The organism is Anatilimnocola aggregata, from assembly GCF_007747655.1.
Lineage (GTDB): Bacteria > Planctomycetota > Planctomycetia > Pirellulales > Pirellulaceae > Anatilimnocola > Anatilimnocola aggregata.
Genome location: NZ_CP036274.1, coordinates 1,981,188 through 2,006,629 on the forward strand (window position 1 = coordinate 1,981,188; position 25,442 = coordinate 2,006,629).

The 25,442-nt window shown below is 59.7% G+C and carries 14 protein-coding genes; 4 read left to right on the forward strand and 10 right to left on the reverse strand.

Annotated features, from left to right (window positions below; genetic code table 11):
* The first annotated feature begins 73 nt into the window (after positions 1-73).
* The 4 genes from ETAA8_RS07760 to ETAA8_RS07775 all read left to right on the forward strand — a co-directional run bounded on the left by ETAA8_RS07760 (position 74) and on the right by ETAA8_RS07775 (position 8,025).
* Entirely contained in the window at positions 74-1,096 is a 1,023-nt protein-coding gene (locus ETAA8_RS07760; RefSeq protein ID WP_145087198.1) for an IS110 family RNA-guided transposase, read from the forward strand.
* Between the two features lie 715 nt (positions 1,097-1,811).
* Positions 1,812-3,350: a type I restriction-modification system subunit M gene (locus tag ETAA8_RS07765; RefSeq protein WP_145087199.1), complete on the forward strand. Its 1,539-nt coding sequence runs from the start codon at positions 1,812-1,814 to the stop codon at positions 3,348-3,350.
* Positions 3,347-4,555 (forward strand): restriction endonuclease subunit S, encoded by a 1,209-nt coding sequence (locus ETAA8_RS07770; protein ID WP_145087201.1) that lies wholly within the window; start codon positions 3,347-3,349, stop codon positions 4,553-4,555. Before ETAA8_RS07765 ends, ETAA8_RS07770 begins: the two co-directional genes overlap by 4 nt.
* A 50-nt stretch (positions 4,556-4,605) precedes the next feature.
* Positions 4,606-8,025, forward strand: coding sequence for a DEAD/DEAH box helicase family protein (locus ETAA8_RS07775; RefSeq protein WP_145087203.1), 3,420 nt, complete (start codon positions 4,606-4,608; stop codon positions 8,023-8,025).
* Positions 8,026-8,354: 329 nt separating this feature from the next.
* Here ETAA8_RS07775 and ETAA8_RS07780 read toward each other — a convergent pair whose 3' ends face one another.
* The 10 genes from ETAA8_RS07780 to ETAA8_RS07810 all read right to left on the reverse strand — a co-directional run bounded on the left by ETAA8_RS07780 (position 8,355) and on the right by ETAA8_RS07810 (position 25,353).
* On the reverse strand, positions 8,355-10,640 hold the full coding sequence (locus ETAA8_RS07780) for a nucleoside hydrolase (RefSeq protein WP_202921648.1): 2,286 nt from the start codon (positions 10,638-10,640) through the stop codon (positions 8,355-8,357).
* A 125-nt stretch (positions 10,641-10,765) separates the two neighbouring features.
* Positions 10,766-15,739, reverse strand: a complete 4,974-nt coding sequence (locus ETAA8_RS07785) for an outer membrane protein assembly factor BamB family protein (protein ID WP_202921649.1) — start codon at positions 15,737-15,739, stop codon at positions 10,766-10,768.
* Positions 15,740-15,795: 56 nt separating this feature from the next.
* Positions 15,796-17,901 (reverse strand): MGH1-like glycoside hydrolase domain-containing protein, encoded by a 2,106-nt coding sequence (locus ETAA8_RS07790; RefSeq protein ID WP_202921650.1) that lies wholly within the window; start codon positions 17,899-17,901, stop codon positions 15,796-15,798.
* Positions 17,856-18,368 (reverse strand): hypothetical protein, encoded by a 513-nt coding sequence (locus tag ETAA8_RS34450; protein ID WP_202921651.1) that lies wholly within the window; start codon positions 18,366-18,368, stop codon positions 17,856-17,858. The genes ETAA8_RS07790 and ETAA8_RS34450 overlap by 46 nt, the downstream gene beginning before the upstream one ends.
* Before the next feature lie 268 nt (positions 18,369-18,636).
* On the reverse strand, positions 18,637-18,777 hold the full coding sequence (locus ETAA8_RS34455; protein ID WP_202921652.1) for a hypothetical protein: 141 nt from the start codon (positions 18,775-18,777) through the stop codon (positions 18,637-18,639).
* 679 nt (positions 18,778-19,456) lie between these two features.
* Positions 19,457-20,899, reverse strand: a complete 1,443-nt coding sequence (locus tag ETAA8_RS07795; RefSeq protein WP_145087211.1) for a DUF1501 domain-containing protein — start codon at positions 20,897-20,899, stop codon at positions 19,457-19,459.
* A 49-nt stretch (positions 20,900-20,948) separates the two neighbouring features.
* The gene (locus ETAA8_RS07800; RefSeq protein ID WP_145087213.1) at positions 20,949-22,142 is read right to left on the reverse strand and encodes a hypothetical protein; all 1,194 of its coding nucleotides are present in this window, start codon (positions 22,140-22,142) and stop codon (positions 20,949-20,951) included.
* A gap of 18 nt (positions 22,143-22,160) precedes the next feature.
* Positions 22,161-23,753, reverse strand: a complete 1,593-nt coding sequence (locus tag ETAA8_RS07805; protein ID WP_202921653.1) for an outer membrane protein assembly factor BamB family protein — start codon at positions 23,751-23,753, stop codon at positions 22,161-22,163.
* 91 nt (positions 23,754-23,844) lie between these two features.
* Entirely contained in the window at positions 23,845-23,979 is a 135-nt protein-coding gene (locus tag ETAA8_RS35560; protein ID WP_261343623.1) for a hypothetical protein, read from the reverse strand.
* A gap of 72 nt (positions 23,980-24,051) precedes the next feature.
* Positions 24,052-25,353, reverse strand: coding sequence for a DUF1501 domain-containing protein (locus ETAA8_RS07810; protein WP_145087217.1), 1,302 nt, complete (start codon positions 25,351-25,353; stop codon positions 24,052-24,054).
* Positions 25,354-25,442: the final 89 nt, after the last annotated feature.

Consider the following 25,442-nt stretch of genomic DNA (forward strand, 5'->3'; position numbering starts at 1 on the left):
AGGGGCGACCGTTTTTAGCTGTAAAATAGGAGCGCGGTAGCGATAGTCCACACATCCTCGCGGGAGAAATATCATGTGGCACATCGGTATTGATCTGCATCGGCAGAGCGTTGTCGTTGGGGCGGTCCAGGATTCGGGCGAGGTGCGACCGGTCAGACGTTTTGCCTGTTCCGAAGTGGAGAGCATCGTCAGCTTTTTCACAGAACTGCGCCCTTTCCGAGCCGTAATCGAAGCGACCGGAACCTATCGCTGGCTTTACTCCGTCCTATCGCCACTGGGAACTGTCCTGTTAGCGCACCCGCTGCGGTTGCGGGCCATGTTGCAGCGGCGCAGCAAGACGGACCGCTTGGATGCGATGCTGCTCGCGAACCTATTGCGGATCAACCAGATCCCGCTGGCTCACATTCCTGACGAGTCGTACCAACGGTTGCGCGACCTGACCCGGCATCGAAGTCGCCTCGTGCATGCGCAGGTCGAAGGCAAGAATCTCTTGCGCTGGCTGCTGGCGCGTCATAACGTCACAGCCCCTTACAAGTATCCTTTCGGGCCACGGGGCTTGTACTGGTTTAGTCGGCTTGATCTCGGCGGAGCGGACAACCAGGTGCGTGACGAATTGCTGGAGCGGCATGCGCACTACGAACGCCAACTCAAACTGATTGACGCCAGGCTGGAGACGATGCGCGATGAGTTTCCCGAATGCCAGGCCCTCTTGGAGTTGCACGGCATCGGCACCTTCACCGCGCTGGTGCTAATCGCCGAATGGGGCGACGTCACGCGTTTTCGCACGGCCAAGCAGGCTGCGGCGTACACGGGTTTGACGGCCCGGGTCGAACAATCAGGAACTCATTGCCATCACGGTCACATTACCAAGCAAGGCTCGCCCTGGATGCGTTGGGTGTTGATCGAGGCCGCCATGAAGATCGTGGGGCACGACGTGGCGCTGGCGAACTTCTATACCCGGATTCGGAAACGCGCGAGCGCCAAGATCGCTCGGGTGGCAGTCGCCCGCAAACTGGCAGAGATCTGCTGGAAGCGATTGCGGCGTTGGCAAGCCGACCACCAGGCAGCTGCGAAGGAGGTGGCCATGCCTGTATGAATCACTGCGGGCGCGCCGCAGAAGGCGAGATCGACCCGAAAATTTGCGTCTGGCGAGGCTCTGCCTGCGCCGAGTATATGAATGGGTGTCCCTCGCCGGTGAATGACTACACGGTGCGACGGTCTCCGACCGGCCGGCACGAATGGGTGACTACGATGGCGCGCTTCCCGCGCAGGCTGAGTCCGGAAAGCTAGCCGGACCCTCACTATATAATGACGCGAAATCGGCCGGAATTTAGCTCCCGGCCGCGGAACTCCCACAGTGGGATTGCGTGGAGGGGAGGATTTAGCGCTTTGATGCCAAGCCCGAATGATATAGTCGGGGGCGATCCCTCGCCCCCTTCGGTCCTGGCCCCTGGGACGGCGCTCGGGTCGGTTCCCACCGTTGCCCTATCCTCCGCCCAGGCCACTCATCATTTTAAGCGATGCGCAAGGCAAATAGCGCTGGCACCACCAAATGATCGTCGATGCCGAGCTGAAATCGCTACAGTCGCCCCGCTTGACTTCGCGGTTATGGGTGACGCGTTTTTGCCAAGAATTAAGCTACTCGGAGGCCTGCGGTAGAGGTGATCTCGCTACCGTCGGAGGGGAGCATCAGGAAGCGTGATCGGGCTTTGCGGCGCTGTGGCTACCGTTGAAAGCTGTACCTTGCTAGGCTGTTCGCAACCCGCAGGTAAGATGCCCGCGGGTGCACAGATCGAATGGGAACAGGCGCGATGATTACTGGCGAAATCAGAAGCAAGATCGATGCGATTTGGAATGCGTTCTGGGCGGGCGGCATCTCGAATCCGCTCGAAGTCATCGAGCAGATCACCTATTTGCTGTTCATGCGGCGGCTCGATGATCTGCATACCCTGGAAGAGAACAAGGCCAACCGGCTGAAGAAGCCGATAGAGAGGCGGGTCTTTCCGGAAGGGAAGGACAGCCGGCGTTGCCCCTACGACGACCTGCGCTGGTCGCGGTTTAAGCACAAGTCGCCGAGCGAGATGTATACCATCGTCGGTGAGCATGTCTTTCCGTTTCTCCGCACGCTCGGGGGTGATAACTCAACGTATGCCCATCACATGAAGGACGCTCGCTTCACCATCCCCACGCCAGCGCTCCTCGCTAAGGTGGTCGATCTGCTCGATGGCGTGCCGATGGAAGATCGCGATACCAAGGGTGACCTGTACGAATACATGCTGGGGAAGATCGCCTCCGCCGGCCAGAACGGGCAGTTCCGTACGCCACGACACATCATTCAGCTGATGGTCGAGCTCACCGCTCCGACGGCCAAGGATGTGATTTGCGATCCGGCCTGCGGCACCGCGGGCTTTCTGGTCGCTGCGGGCGAGTATCTCCGCACGAACCAGCCGGAAATTCTCCGCGATGCGAAGCTCAAGCAGCATTTTCATCAGCGGATGTTTCACGGATTCGATTTCGACAACACCATGCTCCGCATCGGCAGCATGAACATGCTGCTGCACGGCGTCGAAAATCCGGACATCACCTATCGCGACTCGCTCGCCCAGGATCACGCGGGAGAAGAGGAGAAGTACACGCTGGTCCTCGCCAATCCGCCGTTCGCGGGCTCGCTCGATTACGAGAACACGGCCAAGGATCTGCAGCAGATCGTCAAGACGAAGAAGACGGAGCTGTTGTTCCTCGCCCTCTTCCTCAGGCTGCTGAAACCAGGCGGCCGGGCGGCCGTCATTGTGCCAGATGGCGTGTTGTTTGGCTCGTCGAACGCGCACAAGAGCCTGCGACAGATGCTGGTCGAAGAACAGAAACTCGACGCCGTCATCTCGCTCCCCGGCGGCGTATTCAAACCCTACGCGGGCGTTTCGACGGCCATCCTCCTCTTCACCAAAACCAACTCCGGCGGCACCGACCACGTCTGGTTCTACGACGTGGAAGCGGACGGCCAATCGCTGGACGACAAACGGACGGAACTCCTGCCAACGGAAAAACTCGGTGCCGTCCCCGCGGTCGCACTGACCAAAGAAGAGCACAGCAAGAACAATCTCCCTGACATCCTCGCCCGCTGGTCGAAGCGCGACAAAGCCGAACGCAAGAACCCCCGCACGTCGCAAAGCTTCTGCGTCCCCAAGGCCGACATCGCCGCGCAAGGTTATGACCTCTCACTGAACCGCTACAAGGAAGTTGTGCACGAAGAAGTCGCCCATCGGTCGCCGGCCGAGATTTTGAAGACGCTCGGCGAATTAGAGAAGGAGATTCAGCAGGGGATGAAGGAATTGGCAGGGATGGTCAGATGAAAGTAACTTCCCGTTGGCCTAAAGCCTTGCTTGGCGAGGTGGTCGAGGAGACGCAATATGGCACGTCGCTCAAAGCTAACGAGCAGTGCGCTGGTGTTCCCGTTTTACGGATGAACAACATTACTTATAGCGGCGCACTGGATCTCACCGACATCAAGCATGTCGAACTGCCCGCCAAAGACATTGAGCAATATTCCGTCCGCCGAGGTGACCTGTTATTCAATCGCACGAACAGCCAGGAACTAGTCGGCAAAATGGGCGTTTGGAATCGAGATGAGAGCTTTGCGTTTGCCGGTTATCTCGTTCGCTTACGCCTCAAGATAGATCGGGCCGATCCTTCGTTTGTCGCAGCCTGGTTCAATACGACTGAGATGAAGACACTGCTTCGCACACGGGCGAAGCCTTCGATCAATATGTCGAACATCAACGCTACGGAGGTGCTCAAGTTTCCGATAGTCCTGCCGCCGCTGGCGGAGCAGCGGCGGATTGCGGAGGTGCTGGATCGGGCGGAGGCCTTGCGAGCCAAACGCCGCGCCGCCCTCGCCCAACTCGACTCCCTCACCCAATCCCTCTTCCTCGACCTCTTCGGCGATTTGCAGCGATCCAGTGTTTACACTGAGAGTAAACTAAGTGATTGTGCGGAGGTTGTTTCAGGTGTGGCAAAAGGGCGAAAGCTCAACGGAAGGCAAACAGTTGATGTTCCATATCTCCGTGTAGCCAACGTCCAAGCTGGCTTTCTCAATCTATCGGAAATCAAGACGATTGAAGCGCTTCCGGCGGAACTCGCTGAACTTGCCCTAAAACCAGGCGACGTCGTTCTAACGGAGGGTGGAGATCACGATAAGCTCGGACGAGGCGCAATGTGGAACGGCGAAGTCGATGGGTGTATTCACCAGAATCACGTGTTTCGCGTCCGCCCGAATAATACACTTCTCTTGCCACGCTATTTTCATGAGTACCTTCAGGCGCCAAGAGCACGTGCATACTTTCTCAGCTGCGCGAAAAAGACTACCAATCTTGCGAGCATCAACATGACGCAGTTGCGGGCATTGAGTGTTCCGCTTCCTCCGCTCGAACTCCAGCAAGAATTCGCCCGCCGCGTCACGGCCGTCGAACGGCTCAAGGCCACGCAGCGGGCCTCGCTGACGGAGCTGGACGCCCTGTTCGCCTCCCTCCAACACCGCGCCTTCCGCGGCGAGTTATAGTATTGCGAGCCGTTGCTTCGTATTAGGGCGACTTCGTTCCAGGACACCCCATGAGCCTCTTCGCCTTCCTGCAAGCCGAGTGGCCCGATGTTCATGAGGCTGCTGCCCGCGGCGCTTCAGCCGTTCACTCCGATCCGCGGACGGCCTGTTTCTATGCTCGTCGAGCACTGGAACTCGCCGTGCACTGGATGTTCAAGCACGACAGCACGCTGCGCCTGCCCTACCAAGACAACCTGAGCGCGCTGATCCACGAGCCAACATTCAAGGCGGCTGCTGGCGACGCGGTGTTCAACAAAGCCCGCGTCATCACCCAACTGGGCAATCGCGCGGTCCATAACAGCCGATCAATTCCCGAGACCGATGCGCTCGTCGCCTTGCGCGAACTGTTTCACGTTGCCTACTGGCTCGCCCACACCTACGCCCGCGGTGCCAAGCCCGCGCCCGGTCTCACCTTCGATCCCGCCGCCCTGCCCAAGCCGGCCGCCACCCCGCGGCAAAACCTGGAGCAGTTGCAAAAGCTACAGGCCAGCCTGGAGGAACGGGACGAAAAACTGGCGACGATCCTCGCCGACAAAAATGCCCTCGACGAGGAACTGAAGCGCCTGCGGGCCGAAGTGACTGCCGCGAAACAGGCAGCGGCCACCCAACCCGACACGCATGACTACTCCGAGTCGGAAACCCGCGATTACTTCATCGACCTGCTGCTGAAGGAGGCCGGTTGGCCCCTCGACCAGGCCCGCGACCGCGAATTTCCGGTCACCGGCATGCCCAATCAGCAAGGGAAAGGGTTTGTCGACTACGTGTTGTGGGGCGACGACGGCAAACCCCTGGCGCTCGTCGAAGCCAAACGGACCCGCCGCGATTCCCGCGTCGGCCAGCAACAGGCCAAGCTCTACGCCGATTGCCTGGAGCAGCAATGCGGTCAGCGGCCGGTGATTTTTTATTCGAACGGCTACGAGCATTGGACGTGGGACGATGCGAATTATCCGCCTCGTCAGGTTCAGGGTTTCTATAAGAAGCCCGAGTTGGAATTGCTGATTCAACGCCGCAGCAGCCGGAAGCAACTGACCCAGGCCGAGATCAATCCGGCGATTGTCGAGCGGTATTACCAGACCCGCGGCATCCGGCGGATTGCCGAAGCCTTTGAACAAGACCACGACCGGAAAGCCCTTGTTGTGATGGCGACCGGCGCTGGTAAGACTCGTACAGTCATCGCGTTGGCTGACCTGCTGATGCGCTGCAACTGGGCCAAGCGAGTGCTTTTCTTGGCAGACCGCACCGCGCTCGTGAATCAAGCCGTTGGTGCGTTCAAAAAATTCTTTCCCGATTCATCGCCGGTCAACCTCGTCACTGAAAAGGATACCGAAGGCCGCGTCTTTGTTTCGACCTATCCCACGATGATGGGCCTGATCGACGACACCCGCGATGGCCAGCGGCGGTTCGGCGTGGGACACTTCGACCTGCTGATCATCGACGAAGCACATCGCAGCGTCTTTCAAAAATATCGGGCCATCTTCGATTACTTCGATTCGCTCCTCGTCGGCCTGACGGCGACACCGAAAGATGAAGTCGATCACAACACGTATACGTTGTTCGACCTGGAGAACGGTGTCCCCACCGATGCCTATTCGCTAGAAGAAGCAGTGAAGGACAAGTTTCTGGTGCCTGCGAAAGCCGTCTCGGTGCCGCTCAAGTTCCAGCGGGCGGGGATCTCGTACGACGAGCTTTCCGACGAGGAAAAGGACCAGTGGGATGCGCTGGAGTGGGACGAAGAAGAGGGTGCCGTTCCCAACCGCGTTGAAGCGGAAGCTGTGAACAAGTGGCTGTTCAACATCGACACGGTCGATAAGGTGCTGGCCCACCTGATGACCCGCGGCCTGACCGTGGCGGGCGGCGACCGGTTGGGGAAGACGATCTTGTTCGCCAAAAATCAGGCACATGCCGAGTTCATTGCGGAACGGTTCAACGCCAACTATCCGCAGTACAAGGGCGAGTTTGCCCGCGTCATTACGTTCAAGACGGAATATGCCCAGAGCTTGATTGATAACTTCTCGATCAAGGACAAAATGCCGCACATTGCGATCTCGGTCGACATGCTCGACACGGGCATCGATGTGCCCGAAGTGGTGAACCTGGTGTTTTTCAAGTTAGTGCGGTCCAAGACGAAGTTCTGGCAAATGGTTGGCCGCGGCACGCGTTTGTGTCCAGATTTATTCGGACCAGGGCTGGACAAGCAGTTTTTCTATTTGTTCGACTATTGCCAAAACCTGGAATTCTTCAGCCAGAACCCCGACACGACCGATGGCTTGGCGGGGATGTCATTGGGCAAGCGGTTGTTCCTGTCGCGACTGGAGTTGATCCAGGTTCTAGATTCAAAGGCACCAGTGAATCCGGGCGTCGAGTTGGATAAGGAAATTGGCGCGCCACCGGGCGAACCTCGCACGGAGGTGGGACTGCGTCAGTTGACGAGTCATCTATTGCAGCGAGAAGTTGCGGCGATGAATCTTGATAACTTTGTCGTTCGCGCCCACCGTCGTGCCGTGGAAAAGTACGTCAGGCCAGAAGCGTGGACGTCTCTGCCTGGAGATGCGATCGGAGAACTCACTCAGGAAGTGGCGGGGTTGCCCTCGGAACTCGATACAGAGGCTGAGGAGGCCAAGCGGTTCGACTTACTGATCTTGAATCTTCAGTTGGCGATTTTGCGAGCCGAGCCAGCCTTCGCTCGCCTGCGGGATCAGGTCATGGCGATCGCCGGCTTATTAGAAGAGAAGTCGTCCATCCCGATGGTCAATGCGCAGATGCCACTTATTCAGGACCTGCAGACCGACAATTGGTGGCAAGACGTCACGACGCCAATGCTGGAAGTAGTGCGCCGCCGGCTACGCGACCTGGTCAAGCTGATCGAGAAGAGCCAGCGGAAACCGATCTACACGAATTTTGAGGACGAAATGGGCGCGGAAACCGGCGTGGAGTTGCCGGGGTTCACGAGCGGATCTAGCTTCGAGAAGTTCAGGGCGAAAGCGCAAGCGTTTTTGCGAGCGCACCAACAACACGTGACGATTCACAAGCTGCGGATGAACAAAGCCCTTTCCCAGACTGATCTGGATGAGTTGGAACGGATGTTGGCAGCGAGTGGAATCGGCAGGGCCGAGGATCTGGATCGCGCCAAGTCGGAGTCGCAGGGGCTGGGTTTGTTCGTGCGCTCGTTAGTTGGTCTGGATCGCGAAGCTGCCAAGGAGGCGCTCGCCAAGTTCCTGGGAGGCAAGACCCTCAGTGCCAACCAGATCGAGTTCGTCAACCTGATCGTGAACCACCTGACCGAGCACGGCGTGATGGACGCCTCGCTGCTCTACGAGTCTCCATTTACCGACGTGACACCCCAGGGGCCCGATGGGATCTTTAGCTCTGTTCAGCTCGACGAACTGCTTGCGGTGCTGGAACAGGTTCGGGCCACGGCGGTCGCGGCGTGAGCCTGCTGATTCGGCATCACCCCGCTGATTGAAGGGGTCGCAAACGCCTTTCGCCCGGTTCTCGCACCAAATCGCTGTGGACAGCTAATCTCGTAAGGCAAGGCGGCAGAGGAGTTTAGGGGCGAATTACGCGAACAAGGTTTGAGCGATGCTCTCTTCGGAGAACGTCGATCATTCGTTGATTGCGTTGTCAACACGTGTCAACACATGTGCGAGGATGGCGGTCGAATTCGTCCCCCCAAGCTCCGATCCCACAGCGTCAGCCGATGTGGCCGAAGCAAGCTTCCACTTTGCAATCTCCCGTGACAGCGATCGGCAAGCAGTTCGGCTTATTTACTCACGTGAACTTTATCGAAAACAGCTGTCGTCGTTGCGAAGGTATTGCCTGAGCAGGTAAAAATTCCAATCCGGCTTCGGTCGTCGAACGTTGCCGCATGCGTCATTTTGGGTTCGTCCCAGATCTTCCCATCGACCGAAGTGAAGACGTGAACGTGTCCGTCTGACTGAGTTAGTCGGAGGTACAGTGGGAGCGTGACCTTGCCCAACACCTCTTTTTGATTGTCGTCCTGGTCGCCGGTCTTGTTTCGCCACCGGCAGACAAGATTGCCTGAGGCCTCGACCTGTACCAGAAAGAATCGGCCACATTTTTCGGTCAGCGACTCCCGGATCATCAAGCCAGCAACGCTGGGTGGGCGATTGTCCCATTGGTACGTAGGGCCACCTACGTTTGGAGCCAATTTGTTCAACTGCGCCGCAATGGTGACATCACCCTTCACAGCTTGGCTCACAAACGCACCTTGATCGCGTACTCGCTCCCACCACGATGTCATCGCGTGCCCGCAACCCGTGAGCATAAATTTGTCTCCGGCTATTACGATCGATCCAGGTATTGGTGGGGAGTTCAGTTCGTCGAATCGCCAGCCCTTCGGCAGCGTCGAGGGACGGACGGTCACCGCGCAGGTTTGCTGCAGATTGTTGATGGTGGCGGTCAGCGTACAAACACCAGGCCGCTTGCCGACAACCATGGCAGTCTGTTCGCCAATCTGCTTGACCTCAGCGACGTTGGCATCACTGCTGACCCAAGTGATCTCGCGCTCGAAAGCGTGTAGCGGCGCAATCGTCGCATTGAGCGTCGCACGACCGTCTGCCGGCACGCTCAGCTGTTTCTGATCGAGGACTAAGGAAGCGACGGCAACGCCCGGCCGGCAATCAATTGCCTCCAGAAGTTCGATCGATTCAATCCGTATTCCTGCCTTGTCGTCTGCAGTTACTTGCAGGCGAAACGCATTCCATTTCGCTGGCTGGGCGATGGTGAACTCGCGGCGATGCGTCTCCGCGCTGAAGCCAGGCTTGGCTTGTAGATCCAGCCGGGTCCAACTTGCTCCGCCATCGTTGGAACCCAAAAGCTCCAACGCACGTGGCAGACGTTGCTGGTCGTTACACACCACGGCATACGAGGTGACTAACCGTTTTCTGCCATCGGCGTGTTGGTACTGAATCCAGCTTTCGGCCGCCTGGTCTTGCCACTGTCCCTGCTTGTCGCGTTGTCCCTGGAAAGTGATCTGGCACATCCCGGAGTCGGCGTAATAGTTGATATCAAACTTGAGGTTTTTGGGGCGCCCCTTCCCCCTCGTCTGCATGTCTTCGATGGCAGTTTCGATCTCAGGCTTGCGTGCTTTGAGCACTAGAAAAGAATGCTGTCGGTCTTCTTTCGACTGCCAGACGTTGATCCCCGTGACCGGATCGGTGACGTTAGTCCCGCCGCTCACGACCTTGTACCACGGCTCGGCACCGCGCAGCGCTACGAGGGCAGACACCGAATCCCAACTCAGTCGATCACCTGCAAAACCAACGCCAGGATAGAGTCGATAGGCCATCGTTAAGGGGTTATGCTCCGGCATCTCGTAAGTGACGCGCCGACCAGAGTTGGTGGAGCCACCTTCGCCGTTAAACACCACAGGCGTCGGCCAGGTGGAGCAGACGAGCCCGGCTGCTGCCGGATCTTGTTTGAAGTTCCACTCGCCCTCTTTCGTGTTGGCCATGGGCGGATAGGTTCCGCCCATAATTTCCAGTCGCTTGACCTTCTTGGCGATCAGGGCCGGACCATCGAGCGGGCTGGCCTCATCTGGGCGCGACTTGAGCAGATTGGCCAGATTGCGAAGTGGGCCCACGGCGAGCACCACGACGGTGGCATCAGGCTGCTTCGCTAGAGTCTGGCGATAGAGTGTCACGGCATCGGGGTAATCCTGGCCGCTGGCATGCTTGTGGGGATAGTGCCGAATGATTTCGTTGGCAAAGCCCTTGTGATCGAGAAAGCTCTCGTCTTTCAAAGTGCCGACGGGAATTTCAGGTCGTCCAAACCAGGTATTGATTGCATCGAGGCAGGGCGCAATAGCAACCGAGGAAGTGCAACCCATCGTAGCCAGCAGGTGCGCTTGTCCACGCTCGACAGCTCCATGCAACATGAACAGCGCACCGATATCGTCGCAATCGTGGTCCACATCGGTGTCGAAGATAATCTTTAGCGGCGGCTCGGCAGCTTGGCCTGCCTCTGGCAGGGCATGCCCAACAAGGACGATTGTTGACCAAAGTAACAGCCCGAAAAGTGATTTCATCAGCATGCAACCGGTGGGAGGCGAAGACGTCAGAGTAGTCGCACGCACACATCATGAACGTGCTACTCGACAAGCTTAATGGCCCTAGTCGGAGCCATCTACAAACCATCACGCACGGTAACTCTCTAACGGGCCTCGTCGCTGATAATTTCCAGCCCGCTGAGGATGGGGTCGCCGATTTTGGAATGGAACTCGATCTCCACATCGCGCTCAGTGTTGATTCGAAATTCCTTCACGAGCCCGCGGCGCGGACCGCCGGTCTCGCGAGCCACATCAACGGATCTGGCGACCGTTTCCCCCTGGAGCTTTATGTCGAATATCCTTTGGCCGGGCTGTTTGTCTTCGAGCTCCGCAAAATGGAGGCGGACGCTGTACTCCAATGGTTTCGGGCTCGGGCTCTTAATGTCAATGCGGACCGATCGTGATGCGAAGCTCTGATAAAGAAGGTCGAGGTTCGGTGGCAGCTTCCCGGGAGTCCGAAATTGAGCAAGCAGGCGGTCGCGGGACAGACCCGCGGATTCGACCAATCGCCAAGGAATCGCCAATTCCGCCCGAAACGATTGATCATCGGCGGCTACGGCGGCGTTCCAGCCCTCCACGGCAATTGGACGTTTGGCTGGAGCGAATACGATGGTGGTGCCGAACCACTCCCGCTTTTCCGCGAGTGCCGCTGCCGAGCCAACCTCCGGGGGCTTTTCCGTGAGGGACAGCGTCAGCAGGCTCCCGCTGCGGAACAAGGCGCGTCGGGCGCCGGAACCGCCAGCGATATTCTGATCCCGAGCTTCCGGATCGAACGTAGAGACTTGCAGGGCGAGCGTTGAGCCGGCCGCAGTTTTCAGACGCAAGCGATCCAGCGGCACGACCGTTTCCGTCACCAGTTCCTCTTCACTACTGGTCGTCGCAGACGACAATTCGAGATTGCGAGCGCGACGGAACTTCTCGAGTTCCTTCTTGGCCGGATCGGGGTCGTCCACGATGTCCGGCGGCTGGCCCGGTTTCTTGCCGCCGGATTCGGAGGTTTGTTCATTGTCGGATGGCTCGTCCAACATCGCTTCTTGAAACTTCACTTTCTTCCGTTGCGCATCGAGCACCGTTTCGACTAAAGCGGGAGACTCCAGGTTTGCGAGTTGTATCCGCCAGCTGGTAGCTGTTTTGTCTGGTGCCGAAGCAGCCAGCTGGTGCAGAATGATCAGCCCGCGTTCGTTCCAGCCGAGGCGAAGCGAGCCGCGTCCTTCGCCGAGGCTGATGTTCAACCCCTGCTGATCCCAATCAGCGGATCTGCCGTCGATCGCGATGTCCTTTACTGGCGGCACGTTGACAATGCTGTTCGTTTCACCGCTGCTCTTGCGGCCTTGGACGGTCACGCCGAACTGCGCGTAGGCCGACTTCGATTGGTCCTTTAACAGCACATCGAAGTACGCGTCCGTCCAGGGCGGAACGGCTCCTTTGCGGTCGAATTTGGGTTTTTGCTCGTAGGCAAAATACAGGTGCTCAGCGTCATAACGGACGCGAGTCCGGCCGCTCTCGACGACGCTCTTGGGATCTACAACGATGCCGATGCCGGCGTTTCCGGCCCAGGCTGGATCGTCGAATCGCGCGTCGATCTGGGGCGCAGCGGCGACAGCAGTCCCCAGTACCGTCGTCTTTGGCTCATGGTAGATCAGACCCAGGGAGATCTTTTTCACTCCGGTCAAGGCAGACGCCGAAACCCAGGGCATGGCGGTGCCGACGATGGGAACGCGGTCGGCGTTGACGCGCAACGACCGGCCACCATCGAACATTTCAACTGTCACTGGCAGCCCAAAGGCGTGAGCTCGCGGGCCGAGGGAACCGCCGGTCGCGAACATCATCGGCTGGCGGGGATAACCGAGCCACAGCTTGCCGGCGTCATCGCGCCGATCACCAGGCGCGCCAAGGTTTAGCGTCAGCGATTGCATTTGCGTGACGCGCGGCTTGTCGACGAACACGGCCCAGTCTTCATTCCGCCGCTCGCGCGCGGGGGCCAGCGCCATCGATGTCGAAAAGTTGTAAGGGCAGAAGCAATCGCCGACCCCTTCCACAGAGACGAGCACGCCCTGGGCGGGCACCACAGTGATCCGGCAACCGGGCCGCACGCCGGCGAAATTGCGCATCCCACTGTCATCGGCCAGGTCGTACATGCCGAAGGTGCCGGAGCGGAAGAAGTCCATCGTGGCCGAGCAAATCGTGCCGCTGCACCCATAGCCGCGCAGGTAGTCCCGAGGTTCGACCTCGCCGCTCAGTGGATTGAATCGCTGTCGCAAATCCGGAGTCGTCTCCGTTGCGAGCGGCGAACGAGGAATGTTGCCGTCATGCCGAATGAATCGTGGAACGCGGCCCCATTCCTTGGCATGTTGGGGCAACTCGCTAACGTTCGCCCTGGGCACTTTCGCCCAGGGCAAGTTATCCTCGCTGGCATGTGCCAGGCGGAACGCGGCTGTCCCATTGCGCCAGGGGTCGCGGCTGGCGGTAAGGGGCCGCTCGCGAAGTTGCACGTCGAAACCGTCATAGAGCGCGATCTCTGCCGAGAGATCGAACGTGGCCGGCCTTTTGCCGGTCAAGCGGCGAATCTCGTCGAGCGAGATTTTGAGCACGAGCCGCTCCCCAACGCGTTTCAGATCAAGGTTGGGAATCTCGGCTCCGACAAAGCCATCGAATTTTCTCAGCGTCCCCTCCGCTGTATTTACAATGACGGGAAAAGCACCGCGACCAGACGGTTCGAGTCGTTCCACGCCGTCGCGGAAGTCGAACCACAAGGTCCAGCAATCCTTTTCATCCGGGCGCGGCGTCTTCGTATCGAACATCAACGTGATTTCCGATTCCGATTGAGCGATCGTCAATTCGCCGCCGTACTGCCCTTTCCCCTTGGCGGAAAAAGTGGCGGGTCGATCCAGAGTGAAGACCAGTGGTTCAGCCAAACCGAAGATTTTTTCCAGCCGGCCAGACTGCGCAGCGCACTGCATCACACGTTGCCCGAGGCCGATATAGACATGCTCGTCGTCCGCCGACACATACTGATATTCAGGCACCACGCGCGACCAGAGCTCGAATCCGTTGTAGGCATCAATTGCCGTCACATGGCCATCGCCCGCGATAATGGTCCGGCCGCCCGCTGCGATGGGCGGCGGAAGGCCCTGGCGGTGACGGGCCATGGTCCGTTCGCGCCCGGGGCCGCCGAACCACAACAGTTCGAGCGGCCACTTGATGCGTTGATCGACGTCGGTCGTGGAGTTCCAATCGAACGCACCCTCCAATCGTCCGCGGCGAACAACGTTTTCTTGAACCTCACCGACGGGAATCTTGGCCTTGTCGACGAAAGCCGCAATCGAGTCAGCCGGCATGTTCAACAGCGTCAGTCGACCGGTGCAAGGATGGAGTACGCGATAAAGTTCTGCCGCCTGGATGCCTGGTGCGCCTCCGTCCACGATGATCTCGTTGGCAAAGAAGTCGGCAAATGGAAGCCGCCCATCCGCGGGCGCCTCTGCCACGACGATTCGCTGGCCGTATCCCCGTCCGAGCAACTTGCGTCGGGCAGCCGCCACAGCGCTCTTATCGGGCAGCAGACAAATCACATTCAAACGTGATTTCGCAGCCAGTTCTTCGGCACGAGCGATGTCTCGAACTCCCACCACCAGTGCAAAGCCAGTGGGAGGTTGCGGTTCGATGGCCGTCGCCGGCGGCACATTTACTTCTGCACCGCCGGCAGCCGCCTTCCCTCGGGCGAAGGCATAGATGGCTCCCTGATCGGTCGTCACAAACAGCATGCCTTGTGCGGCCGCGAGTCCACGGGCTTGCCCGACAATGGTTCCTCGCCACACTAGTTTACCGTCAGCGGCATCCAGTGCAGAGACAAAACCATCACTCCCAGCCAGCAGATGATCACCCGCGAGGATCAAACTGTAAACTCGTGGGTGCTCGATCTTCCATCGCCGTTGAAGTTTTTCCGAGCCAACGTCGAGCGCCTCGACTTTACCCATTCCAGACGCAAAGCAACGATCGCCATCGAGAACCACGCGGTCCCGTCCGCCGAGAGGAGTGATCTGCCCTCGCCAACGCGGAAGCTCGGAGCGCTCACTCCCGGGTAAGCTATCGTACCCACGCCACATCTTGTCGGCAGTCACATCGCCGGTCACCAGGTCATAGAAGGCCACTCCGTCACCGTGAAAGAGCGGCGCTTCTCCCTGCCGCACATCCTGATCGGGTTGCCAGCCGCGACCGGAGACCATCGCGAAACCGTCTCCAAGTCGAACCCAGGTCGACCCGGGCTTTTGCTGATGCCAATAGAGAAGCTGTCCCGTGCTCGCATCGAGGGCGGCCGGTGCGCTCTGTCCAGTGGGCACGAGTAGTGTCTTGCCGTCGGTGACGAGATAACCTTGCGGGGTCGGCCCCCCAAAGGAGACGCCGTCATGGGGATAAGAAAGGTACATCGCGTTGAGCGTGTCATTCGTCCATTTCGGCTTGCCGTTTCGCGCGTCGAGCGCGTAGAAAAAAGTTCCCTCGGCGGGCCACATGCCGGCCGTGACGAAGACGGTTTGATCATGCACCAGCACGCCGTTGCGGCAGGGCCAGCGCGAGATCATGCGGCCGTTCCCAGCGATCAGGCGATTCTCCGGGGCTGCCTGGAACTCCCAGATGGGCGCGCCAGTCTGGGCATCGAGGCAATACACAAACCCGTCATCGCTCGCGAAGCAGCACCGTCCTTCGGCAATCTGCGGGGCGAAACGGATCGGTCCGCCAGTCGTATAGGTCCAGCGAACAACACCGTCGGTGGCGCTGAGGGCATAGAGTGTGTCGTCCGCGCTAGAACCGAAGTAAACCATCCCTCCGGCCACGACAGGCTGAAACACCGTATCGAAGTCGAACATGTTTGCCGTCCGTCCCGGTTCGCTCCAAGCAGGCCGTGGACGTTGGGCCGCGCGGTGGATCCACACAGGATGCAATGGCAATGAAAGCTGCTCACGGCTCACTGCGGAGCGCCGGCTATCCTTATCGTAGGCGGGCCAGTCTTCGGCAAGCGCCACCGAAACGAGCCCAGCCATCATCAATGCCAAACGGATCGCCCGCATTCTAGGACCTGTCATACATCGACCTTCAGCCGCCAACATGAGTGCTTTCTCTTTGAACATCGGAAGCGATTCTAATCATTCCAGACCATGACTTCAGTAACGCCGCTGCGGGCTGCGCCGCGGTGGGTGAAGACAATGCGAACCCTAGTCGCAGTCACGGGATCGAAGCGGACCTCATTCCACTGTCCGCCGACTGGCCGTTCCGGCGACTTTCTGGCGTCTGGTACATCGCGCCATTCGGTTCCGGTCCACTGCTGGACGACATATGCCGACGGAGCCTGCACGCCGCCCCGGTCGTCGTAAAGTGCAAGTTCGATACGGCGGAACTCTACGTCGCGGCCGAAATCGATCTCGAGCCAATCGCTGGGCGACTTCGATTCATAACTCGTCCAACGATTCGCAGGCGTAGGCAGGAAGTTCGTGATGCCGTCGTTAGCCGTTGTTAGGCGATCGAATCGCGAAGTATGCGAAGCACTCACCTTGGGAAACTCCTTGGTCTTGGGATCACTGTTCAGAGCCAAATTACCCTCCGGCGGCGGAGCCTGAGCCAGCGGCAACTTGGCGTCGCCCCAGGCTTCGATCTCCGTCAGTCCAGACTTCGTGCCGGCGCGGTGCTGCAGCGTGACGCGGAACTTATTCGTTTCGATGGGATCGAAGCGAACTACATTGGCTCGGTGACCCAGCGGTTCTTGAAGGTGGCGATCTGTCGGGGCAATTGGGCGCCATGCCGCTTCGATCCAGGCATCCAGTTGCATCCGCTCCGGCGTTCGCACCAGCGACCCCGACTCGCCGCCGTCGTCCAGCACATAGAGCTTTACCGTATGGACGCGCCGCGGCGTGCCCAGGTCGACGATCACCCAGTCGCGCTCGTTCGGCGAACCTTCGCAGGTCCAACGATTCGGCGGATGTTGGTGATACCAATAGTTCCCATCGTGGAGTTTGCCCGTGGATGTCTTTGGTGCCGAATACGATGCAGTCAGCCGTGGGTAATACGTCCCATCGTTGTTCACCGCAAAATTCACGGCGGTTTCATGAGTCGGATCAGCCTTGGGCCGGGCCTGCGGCGGAAGTGATACCGATAACCGTTCCAGGTTCGGTGCCGACGCGACCTTCTGACCATCGACCAGGACGTGCATGCCCGCACCCTGGGCATAGCGCGTGCCCCGCCGATCCCAAACGATGCTAACTCGACGGCCGTGATAGCTGACGTCGTCGAGAGCAAACCAATCCCAAGTCGCAGGTGCCAGTGGCTGAACGTCGAATGCCATCGGACTGACTGGTTTCAGTCCGACCAGCCCTGTGATCACGAGGTCGCAATAGCCGGAATGGAAATAGTGCTCGCTGTGGTTATACCCGTCGTGGCCCTCGAAAGAACCCGTGTCGGGATGGCACGCTTCGGCCAAGTAGGGCCGGCCCTGCTTCCGGTGCGTGCGGGCGTAAACTTGCAAGAGCTTCACATAATCGTCGGCAGTGACGACGGTTCGCTCTCCGCCCTGCAACAGATTCGCCATCCCTTTGAGAGTTTGCGTCGTGGCATAAGGCCACGACTGTCCGCTCCACCAGCAACAAGAATTCTTCAGCAGAAAAAGCGGATCGTGACGCTCGACCGTCGACGGGCCAAAGTCGGCATAAAACGCATCGCGGTCCATGATCTTCTTCCAGGCGACCTCATAGCCCTTGTTCTCGTCTAGCATGTTGAATTGCCATGGGACAAAGCCGATCAACTCGCGGCCATGCGGATCCTCCGCGAACTGTCCAGATTCGTAAGTAAGGGTGCGAGCTTTGATCTTGTGTCCATCGCGCTCTTCCGCGTCGCGATACATCGGGAAGAAAAATTCCCGCTTGGGGTCCCACAGGAGTGCCTGTATTCGTTCCTTCAGTGCATCGGCCTTCGCCCGAAATCGTTTCGCTGTTTCAACGTCGCCAGTCCGCTCAGCCATCCGAGCGATGGCCTGCGCATCTGCCCACATGTAGGTGTTGAATGAGGGCCGGAAACTTGGAGCACCGCGGAGGATATCCTTCGTCTGCCGACTGTTGATGTTGTATTCCATGCCATCGTCATGCCCGGTCTGCCAAAAGAGGCCCACCTCGGCGACAAAATGGCGTTGCTCCCAGGCTTCGTAGTTCTTGATCAAGTGCGGCAGCAACGCCACCGTGAAGCCGTCATCGCCATGCACTGCCTGCACCGCCCAAACCGAATCGGCGAGCCAGGTACTGTGTTCCGCGGTTGTGCGCCAGGCGTCTGGAACCAGTAGCGAGCATAGTCTCGGGAAATTCGCGGCCGTCGGAGCCAGCGCGCCTCGTAAAGTTGATGGCCTGCGGGACAGCTAATCGCTCCATAAGCACCTGACCAGAAAGGCCTGTCGATGAATTCGGTGAAGCAATAACCGTTATTGGGCGAGCCATAGGTGAGATGCTTCGTCAGGAGTTCCCATCGGTAGTAGTAAGTAGTAGTGATGTCCGCGTCGGGACACTCAAAGAACGGGATCTGCTCGGCATACCAGTCCCAGTCGCGGTTGTCCCAAAAAATCTGACTCTCCAACTGCCGCTGTTTGTCGAGCACCTGGGCCGGCAACGACCGAGGCGCGAAGGCCATCGCTGTCAACGAAAGGAAGACAACCAACATGTACCGGGACCAACGCATGAAGAACGCTCCTCGGAGTTGGCTCAGACGCCAACATTGACGTCGTGCACAATTCTTAGCCACATACTACCTTATCGAGGTTTCGACGGCCCGAACTCGATCGCCAATAAATGGACCATTGTCTCGGTCGGGTCCCAAGCTCCCGCACTGCGCCGTTGGAGCATTGATATCCCGTCGCAAAGTGGGGCCAGCGCGTCAACTGGCAAACGCCGAGTATCTGTTTGACGTAGATTCTCCAACTCGACCTAAGCAACCGAAAGGTGAGCGGCTATTCTCGCGGCAAATCCGGTTCGAACATGAGCAGTTCCGGATGCGAACAGAACGGCGCTGCGGGTAGTCCGTCGCGGTTATTGAGGCGGCATTGCTGCGGATTGATTGCGTAGGGCGTAGTCGAGTGGAGCTTCGCCATAGCCACAGTTCGGGAGCCTGCGTGGGCATCAGCTCTACGCGGCTGGCTAATGCCGATCACCGACAGCATCCTTGCACAAGCAACCGGACGACGATCAAACTCGAAAAAGGAAACGCAATTACCTCCCAAAACTCCCTCGGAGCAGTTGTTCGACAAGGCCCATTGCTACAGCAGATCTGCATGTTTGCTGGCGGTTCGATCCGTTCGAAATCATAGACGCGTGATGATCGGCGTAACATTTGTCCGAAATTCGTTGAAATGACTTCCGCCGATTGTCCTAGTGCGGATACAAGTTGTGTGTAGCGGCAAACTGCTGGGTGCTAGCGGCGTTTTGTCGAACAAAATACAGCCAGCAGCGGGCCGCTAGCCACGCTACACCATCGTGTAACCGCACTAGAACGAACGACCCTGAAGCCCAAAACCTCGAGCTATTTTCCACGTCGGAACTGCAACCCTTCAACAAAAACCACGGATCCCCTATCTACGTTCACCGGCTATTGGCCTCGTTTTAACGATCTTGCCTTGCTTTTGAGGCTGAATGCTACAAATCAGCTAAAACCGCAGGCAGGATAGGTCGAGCATTTTGTTCCCGGCGAGCACTTAGCTGGGCGTCCGACCGCCGCGAATATGACCGTCCACTGACGACGGTGCGGGTGCCATTGGTTCTGGTCTCCTCGGGTCAGGTGAGGCCTGGAATTGGTGTCCCCTGTTCGATGCGACGAAGCATGTCCGCCCGGATGTTCGGGAACAGTCTCAACTTTGTGGGGTCGAGGAGCGTTTGCAACACGGTGGATATGAGGTCGGCGGTCATCACGGGGGAAGTCGTCGGTCGGCTCGCTTGGGCGTCTGACTTGCCGATCACTTGGCCCATCTTGTACCCGCCGCCTGCGAGCAGCAGCGGGGCCAGCGTCGGCCAGTGGTCGCGACCGCCTTTTGGGTTAATCTTGGGCGTCCGCCCCATCTCGCCACACACCACCAGCAGAATGCGGTCTTCCAGCCCGCGGTCCTTCACGTCGTCGAGAAAGGCGGACACGGCTCGATCAAGCTGAGGCCCGAAGCCCTCAAGCCCAGCCTGCATCCCTGGATTCAATCCTTCGTTGTGAAAGTCCCAGCCGCAGTTCTCGACCATCACCAGCCCGGCCCCGGCCTCGCACAGTCGCCGCGCCAGAAGCATCTGTCGGCCGAGCATCGACGGTCGGCGCGGGAAGTCCGCCAGATTCAGGAAGTTCGGGCAGGTGAGCGTGATGTCGCTGGTGTCGTAACGCTCGACCGTTTTGGCATCCTCGCGGTCGAGTTGGAAGGCCTCGGCCACACTCCCTTTGAGCACGCGATAAGCCTGCTCACGGTAAGCGTCGTGGGGAGCGTATGCCGGGTCTGTTTCCAGGCTGCGGGCGGCGGCGTCCAGCCCTTTGAGCAGTTCCCGCCGATCGGCCGCTCGGTCGGCCGGGAGCCGCAACTCCATGTTTCGCAGGAGCGGTGAGAAGGTGGCTTCGGATTCCGCCCTCCGTTGTGGGCCGGTTGACTTCGGCCGTGGGACGACGACACCGGCCGGGTTGAATGGTGCATAGGCCTCGGGCAGGTCGCCCGGCGTATTTCCGCGGAGGAAGTGCTCTTGGAGAAATTCCCCGTTATTGCCGCTGTCAAGGAGGACGTAGCTTGGCATCCCGGTCGTCGGATGGTTGGTCCCGCGAAGGAAGGAATAGACCGACCCAGCACTGGGTGGGGAGGGTTTCGCCTCCGTGCCCGTGAGCATCGTGCGTACCCAGTTCTCTTGATGGTCTTTGCAAGGAGTCTGGAAAGAGCGGACCACCACGAGCCGGTTGGCTCGCTCGGCCAACTTCGGGAAGTGGCTGCCGAAAGCGATGCCGGGCAGGGAGGTCTTGACCGTGCCGAACATCGTGCGGACGCCATCCGGAGCGTCGGGCTTGGGGTCCCACGTCTCGGCCTGCGGTGGCCCACCGCCGAGCCACAGCCAAACCACGGATTTACCCCGCACCCACGGTTTGTCGACAGATTGGTTGCCGTGTAGCAAACCCGATAGTCCAAGCGCGCCAAGACCGAACGCCCCAATCCGCAAGAACGCTCGCCGTGTGGGGATATTGTCCGGTCGAATGGAAAACATGGTCGGTCGCTCCTTATGGTCCACTTCACGGAGAGGATCGGCAGTGAGTTTACTCGTCGACGACGATGGTGTGGGGGCGCGAGGTGCGTCGCACCCCGCCTTCCACCGTCGCGTTTAGCGCGTGAATGCCGGGCTTCAGGGAAACCTGGAACGTCCACGGGCCTTCGGTCTTCTCGGCAAGGCGCTGGTCGGCGTCCCACAGTACCACCTTTGCCGGATTCACTCCGTCGCCGAGTGTGAGCTTCACCTTCACGGGCTTCTTGGCAGACTGGAAAAAGAACGGTTGTTTGTCGCCCAGCCCAGGCGGTTCGATGATGGTCACGTCCTTGCTCGCCCCGACAAACGATTGCCATACCGTCGCCGACCGCTGCGAGGGAAACCAACAGGCGGCGGCAGGGTCGCCCTTGAAGTCCTTCCACGCGGCTATCGTCGGAACCTTACCGTCCTTGCCCCAGGTGCCAAGATCGCCGAGCGAGCCGTCTGCGAGCGGAATGTCCGCGAGCGGAGTGGGCTTGTCCGCGACCGTCTGTTTGGGCAGTCGGCGGGTAATCACGTCGTCGAAGAACACAAACGACAGGTTGTTGGCCAAGGCGAACTCGTGCTTGCGATTCCACTGAACCGCGATCCCGTATCGGGCTTCGAGTTTTCGCTCCGCCGGGAGTTTGGTCAGCAATTTCTCCATCTGCGAGCCGTCCTTTTCCCCGAAGACCGTCATCACCGGGACACGGCGAGTGGCGTCGGAACCGGGCCCAACTTCCAAACACACCGGAGCGACCGCGATCGTGCGTTCGGGCATCAACTCGGCGAGTTGCATGCTCATCCCGCCGCCGCGCGACATGCCGGTGAAGCACATCGGCAGGTGCTCCAGCTCAGGATGCCCGGACTTCTTCGCTAGGTCGGTCAGACCGGTCGCGAGGAGGGTGAACTCTTCCTTCTTCACTGCGTCGAAATCGACTTGCACATAAGCGAACTGCCAGTGACGACACGCGGCCTGCCAGTGCTTGCCCACGTCGTCGCCCTTCGAGAAAGGGTTACAGATCCCGCCCCGGAGGGTTTTCACGCCGTCGGGAATCCAGACGCTGACCGACACCTTGTCGCGAGGACCGCCGAGGACGGGATCGCGGGTGCGGGCGGTTTTAAGCGTGTACTCGACGCGTGCAGTCAGATCCTCGTTCGGCGTCTGCTCGGCCCCAACGACCGCAGCGCTGGCCGTAAAGAGGATCGCAAGAAGGATGCGAGTCATCGTTGTGGTCTCCGTTAGTTAACGAGTGGGTTTGCGCAGGTCCCAGCAATAGATGCCGTCGGCCCCGCGTAGGTAAAGGAATCCCGCAACGACCGCGTGGCTGATCGGCATCTCGTATCCGGTCGCGTCATAGTGCGGGGTGTTCCAGGGTTTGCCCATCGGCTTGAAGGTATCGGCCGTGGTGCCGAGCATGAGCACGTCGTGGATGCTGCCGTGCTGGCTGTCTGGCTCGTGGAAGAAGCGGCCCTCCGCACAGTAGCCGTGGCTCTCCTGATCGGTCTTCGCGCCGTCGAATCGGGCCAGCACCTTCCCGCTGTTCACGTCAAGCATCGTCGTGCCAGACTTATTGCGGACGAACGCCCGGTCCTTCCACACGGGTAGCCCGCTCATTCCGCCGCTGACGAACCCGACCCTCTCATCACCGGTGTGTTCCCAGAGGTTTTTCGCGCCGCCGGAGGTGATCTTCCACCCGCTGGCGCGGCCAACAAGTTTCTCGTCGCCCGGCCCCATCGTCTCGTTGCTCGCGTTCAGGAGCAGCACGTCGCCCGCGATTGAAAGGGACGTCTCCTGCCGGCCGGTTTCGAGCGTCCAACGCTCTTTGCCAGTGAGCGGGTCGAGGCAGCGAACCTTACCCTCGACGTTGCCGCAGAGCACCGATTCGCCGCCGGCGTGAACCCAACGGGTCGGCGTGGCGTGGTGAGCGAGACACTTCGGCACCTGCCAGAGTTTCCTACCGGTCACGCCGTCGAGCCCGATCAGCCCGCCTTGGAAATCGGGACAGACCAGCACACCCGCTGCAAACGTGCAACCGTTGCAGTGCCCGCGGTTGATCCCGCCGAAAGCCTTCTTGCCAGCCAGGCCTTTGGCTTTGATCTGTTCGAGCTTCGTGTGTTCCGCGCCGAGGTCGCTCTCCCACACGAGTTTGCCGGTCGCGTCGTCAAGGCAGTAAACGCGGCAGGTCGAGCCGATCACGTACACGCGCCCACCGAACACGGCTCCGGTGTGGTTGGTGATGATGCTCTTGTGATCGGACCAGTTCAGTCCATTGTCCTTGAACACCTGCTTCCACAGCGTCTTACCCCTAGCAGCATCCACGCACACGACCACGTCGTCGGCCGCGACTCGCCAATAATCCGGAACCCACATTCCAGGCCCGATTTCCCGTTTCGCCCGCTCGGCCTCGTCCAACAAATCGCCGCTGGGAACGAAGTAACTCACGTACACGCGGCCGTCAGCGACAAGCAGGCTGCTCGCTCCGCCACCGGGTAGCGGGACACCTCCGCCGGACGTGACTTCGCCGCCATCGGCCAGCGGAATCTTGAGCGGGTTGAATTTTCCCAGCGAGATTCCATGCCATCCCGGATTGCCATACCGAGGGCTTTGTGCGGCGCCGGGCGGCGTCGGCTCCTGGCTCTTCCACAGCAACTTGGCATCCCGCAGGTCATCGACCAACGTCAAGCCGCACTCGGTGGCGCTGAAGTTCCCGTTCGGCCCGTGAAAGCACGGCCATGATGGAGCGGCCTGGGAAGGCGGCTGCTGTACGTCGGCACGAGTGTTGGTCGGCACAGTCAGCACTAGGCAGAGCATCAGGAGTACGGGGATGTTCTTCATGTTCCTGTTCTCCATTCTCCTGTCGTCGTAACAAGTCCGGTGTGTCATCGGATCGAGCGGCTTGCGGCGTGCTGCTAATAATCTTGACCGGTCACTTCTTCGGCTCCGCGATCTGCAGGGCCTTGTCCGCAGTGGGGAACTCCTCGGGGACGAGCTGTGTGACCTGGCCCGTCGCGGCCCATTCGATGCCGCGGCGCACAGTGGTGAGGAAGCCCACACATCGCATCGCGAACACGTCGTGCCCCGGCGGCGTCACCCCACTTCACCAATCGCCAATCATCACTCGCCATTCGGCTGTTCAACCGGTGATCTCCTTCACCGGCTTCCCGCCCGGTGCCGCGGCGCGGACGGGCCGGTTGCCGGCTTGCAGTTCCAAATGCGGGTCGATGCCGAGCAGCTTCAGGACGGTGGCCATGAAGTCGGGCCCGGAGACAGGGCGGTCGATTACCTCGGCGGCCTTGTCGTCGGTCCTGCCGATCACCGCGCCGCCGGGAGCGCCGCCGCCGAAGAAGGCGGTCGACCAGGCCTTGTCGTAGTGGTTCCGCGCGCCGCTGGCGTGGTGCGTCTTCGGCGTGCGGCCGAACTCACCCATCCAGATGATCAGCGTGTCGTCGAGTAGCCCGCGGTCTTTCAGGTCGGTGATCAAGGCATGCATCGCCTGATCGCTCGCCGGCAGTAGTTCGTTGCGGACCATGTCGGCCCGCCGCTGCTCGTGCGTGTCCCAGTCCTGTAAATAGACTTCGACGAACGGCACGCCCGCTTCCACCAGCCGCCGCGCAAGCAAGCAGCCTTGGCCGAATTCGTGCTTGCCGTAACGGTCATGAACTTCGGAGGGCTCCTGGGTCAAGTCGAACACTTTGCTCTTGGGCGACCGCATCAGCTCCACTGCGCTCTGATAGGCCGATCGCTGTGCCCCCACTGCGGGAATCGGCGCGGTCCGCTGAAAGCTAGCCGCCAGCTTTTCGGCCAGCGACAGTCGAGCGGCGAACTCCGTTTCGTCCACCGGCGGCGCGGCGTTCTCCAATCCCTTCGACAGATTGCGCAGAATCAGTCCATTGTGCTTGGGTCCGAGATAGCCGCCGCCAGCAATATGCGCAAAACCACCGTCGTTCATCGTCTTGCCGGTGACGACAAAGTTTGGCAGACCACTCTCGTTGGCACGCTGTGATGACACAATGGAACCGAAGGACGGGTAACTCAATCCCGCAAAATTCGGCCGGTAGCTGGTGTGCATGTAGATACGAGCTCGCCAATGCTCGGCGGCTTCGGTAGTGCTCATGCCACGAATCACGCAGGCGTGCTGCATGAGCTGCGAGACTTTGGAATAGCCCTCGGCGATTTGCAGTCCGGGGACGGAGGTCGCGATCGTCTTGAACGTGCCTCGGTATTCTTGCGGCGCGTCGGGCTTGGGGTCGAACGTGTCGGTCTGCGACGGCCCGCCGTCCATCCAGAGCAGGATGCACGACTTGTGCTTCCGCTTGGGCACCTCCGCCGCCTGCGCCGCGAGCGAACCGAGCCAGCCCGAACAAGAAATAGCCGAAACGCCCGCCGCTGCAAGTCGAAATGTTTCACGGCGGGTGAGGTTAAATTTAGGCATCATGGGTTTGTTCTCTGTATCAGTTATCGGCAAACGTCGCGCGGCCTCAATGGATGTCTCGATGTTTGTGGCTGGGGCTTTCAGCCGCAGCC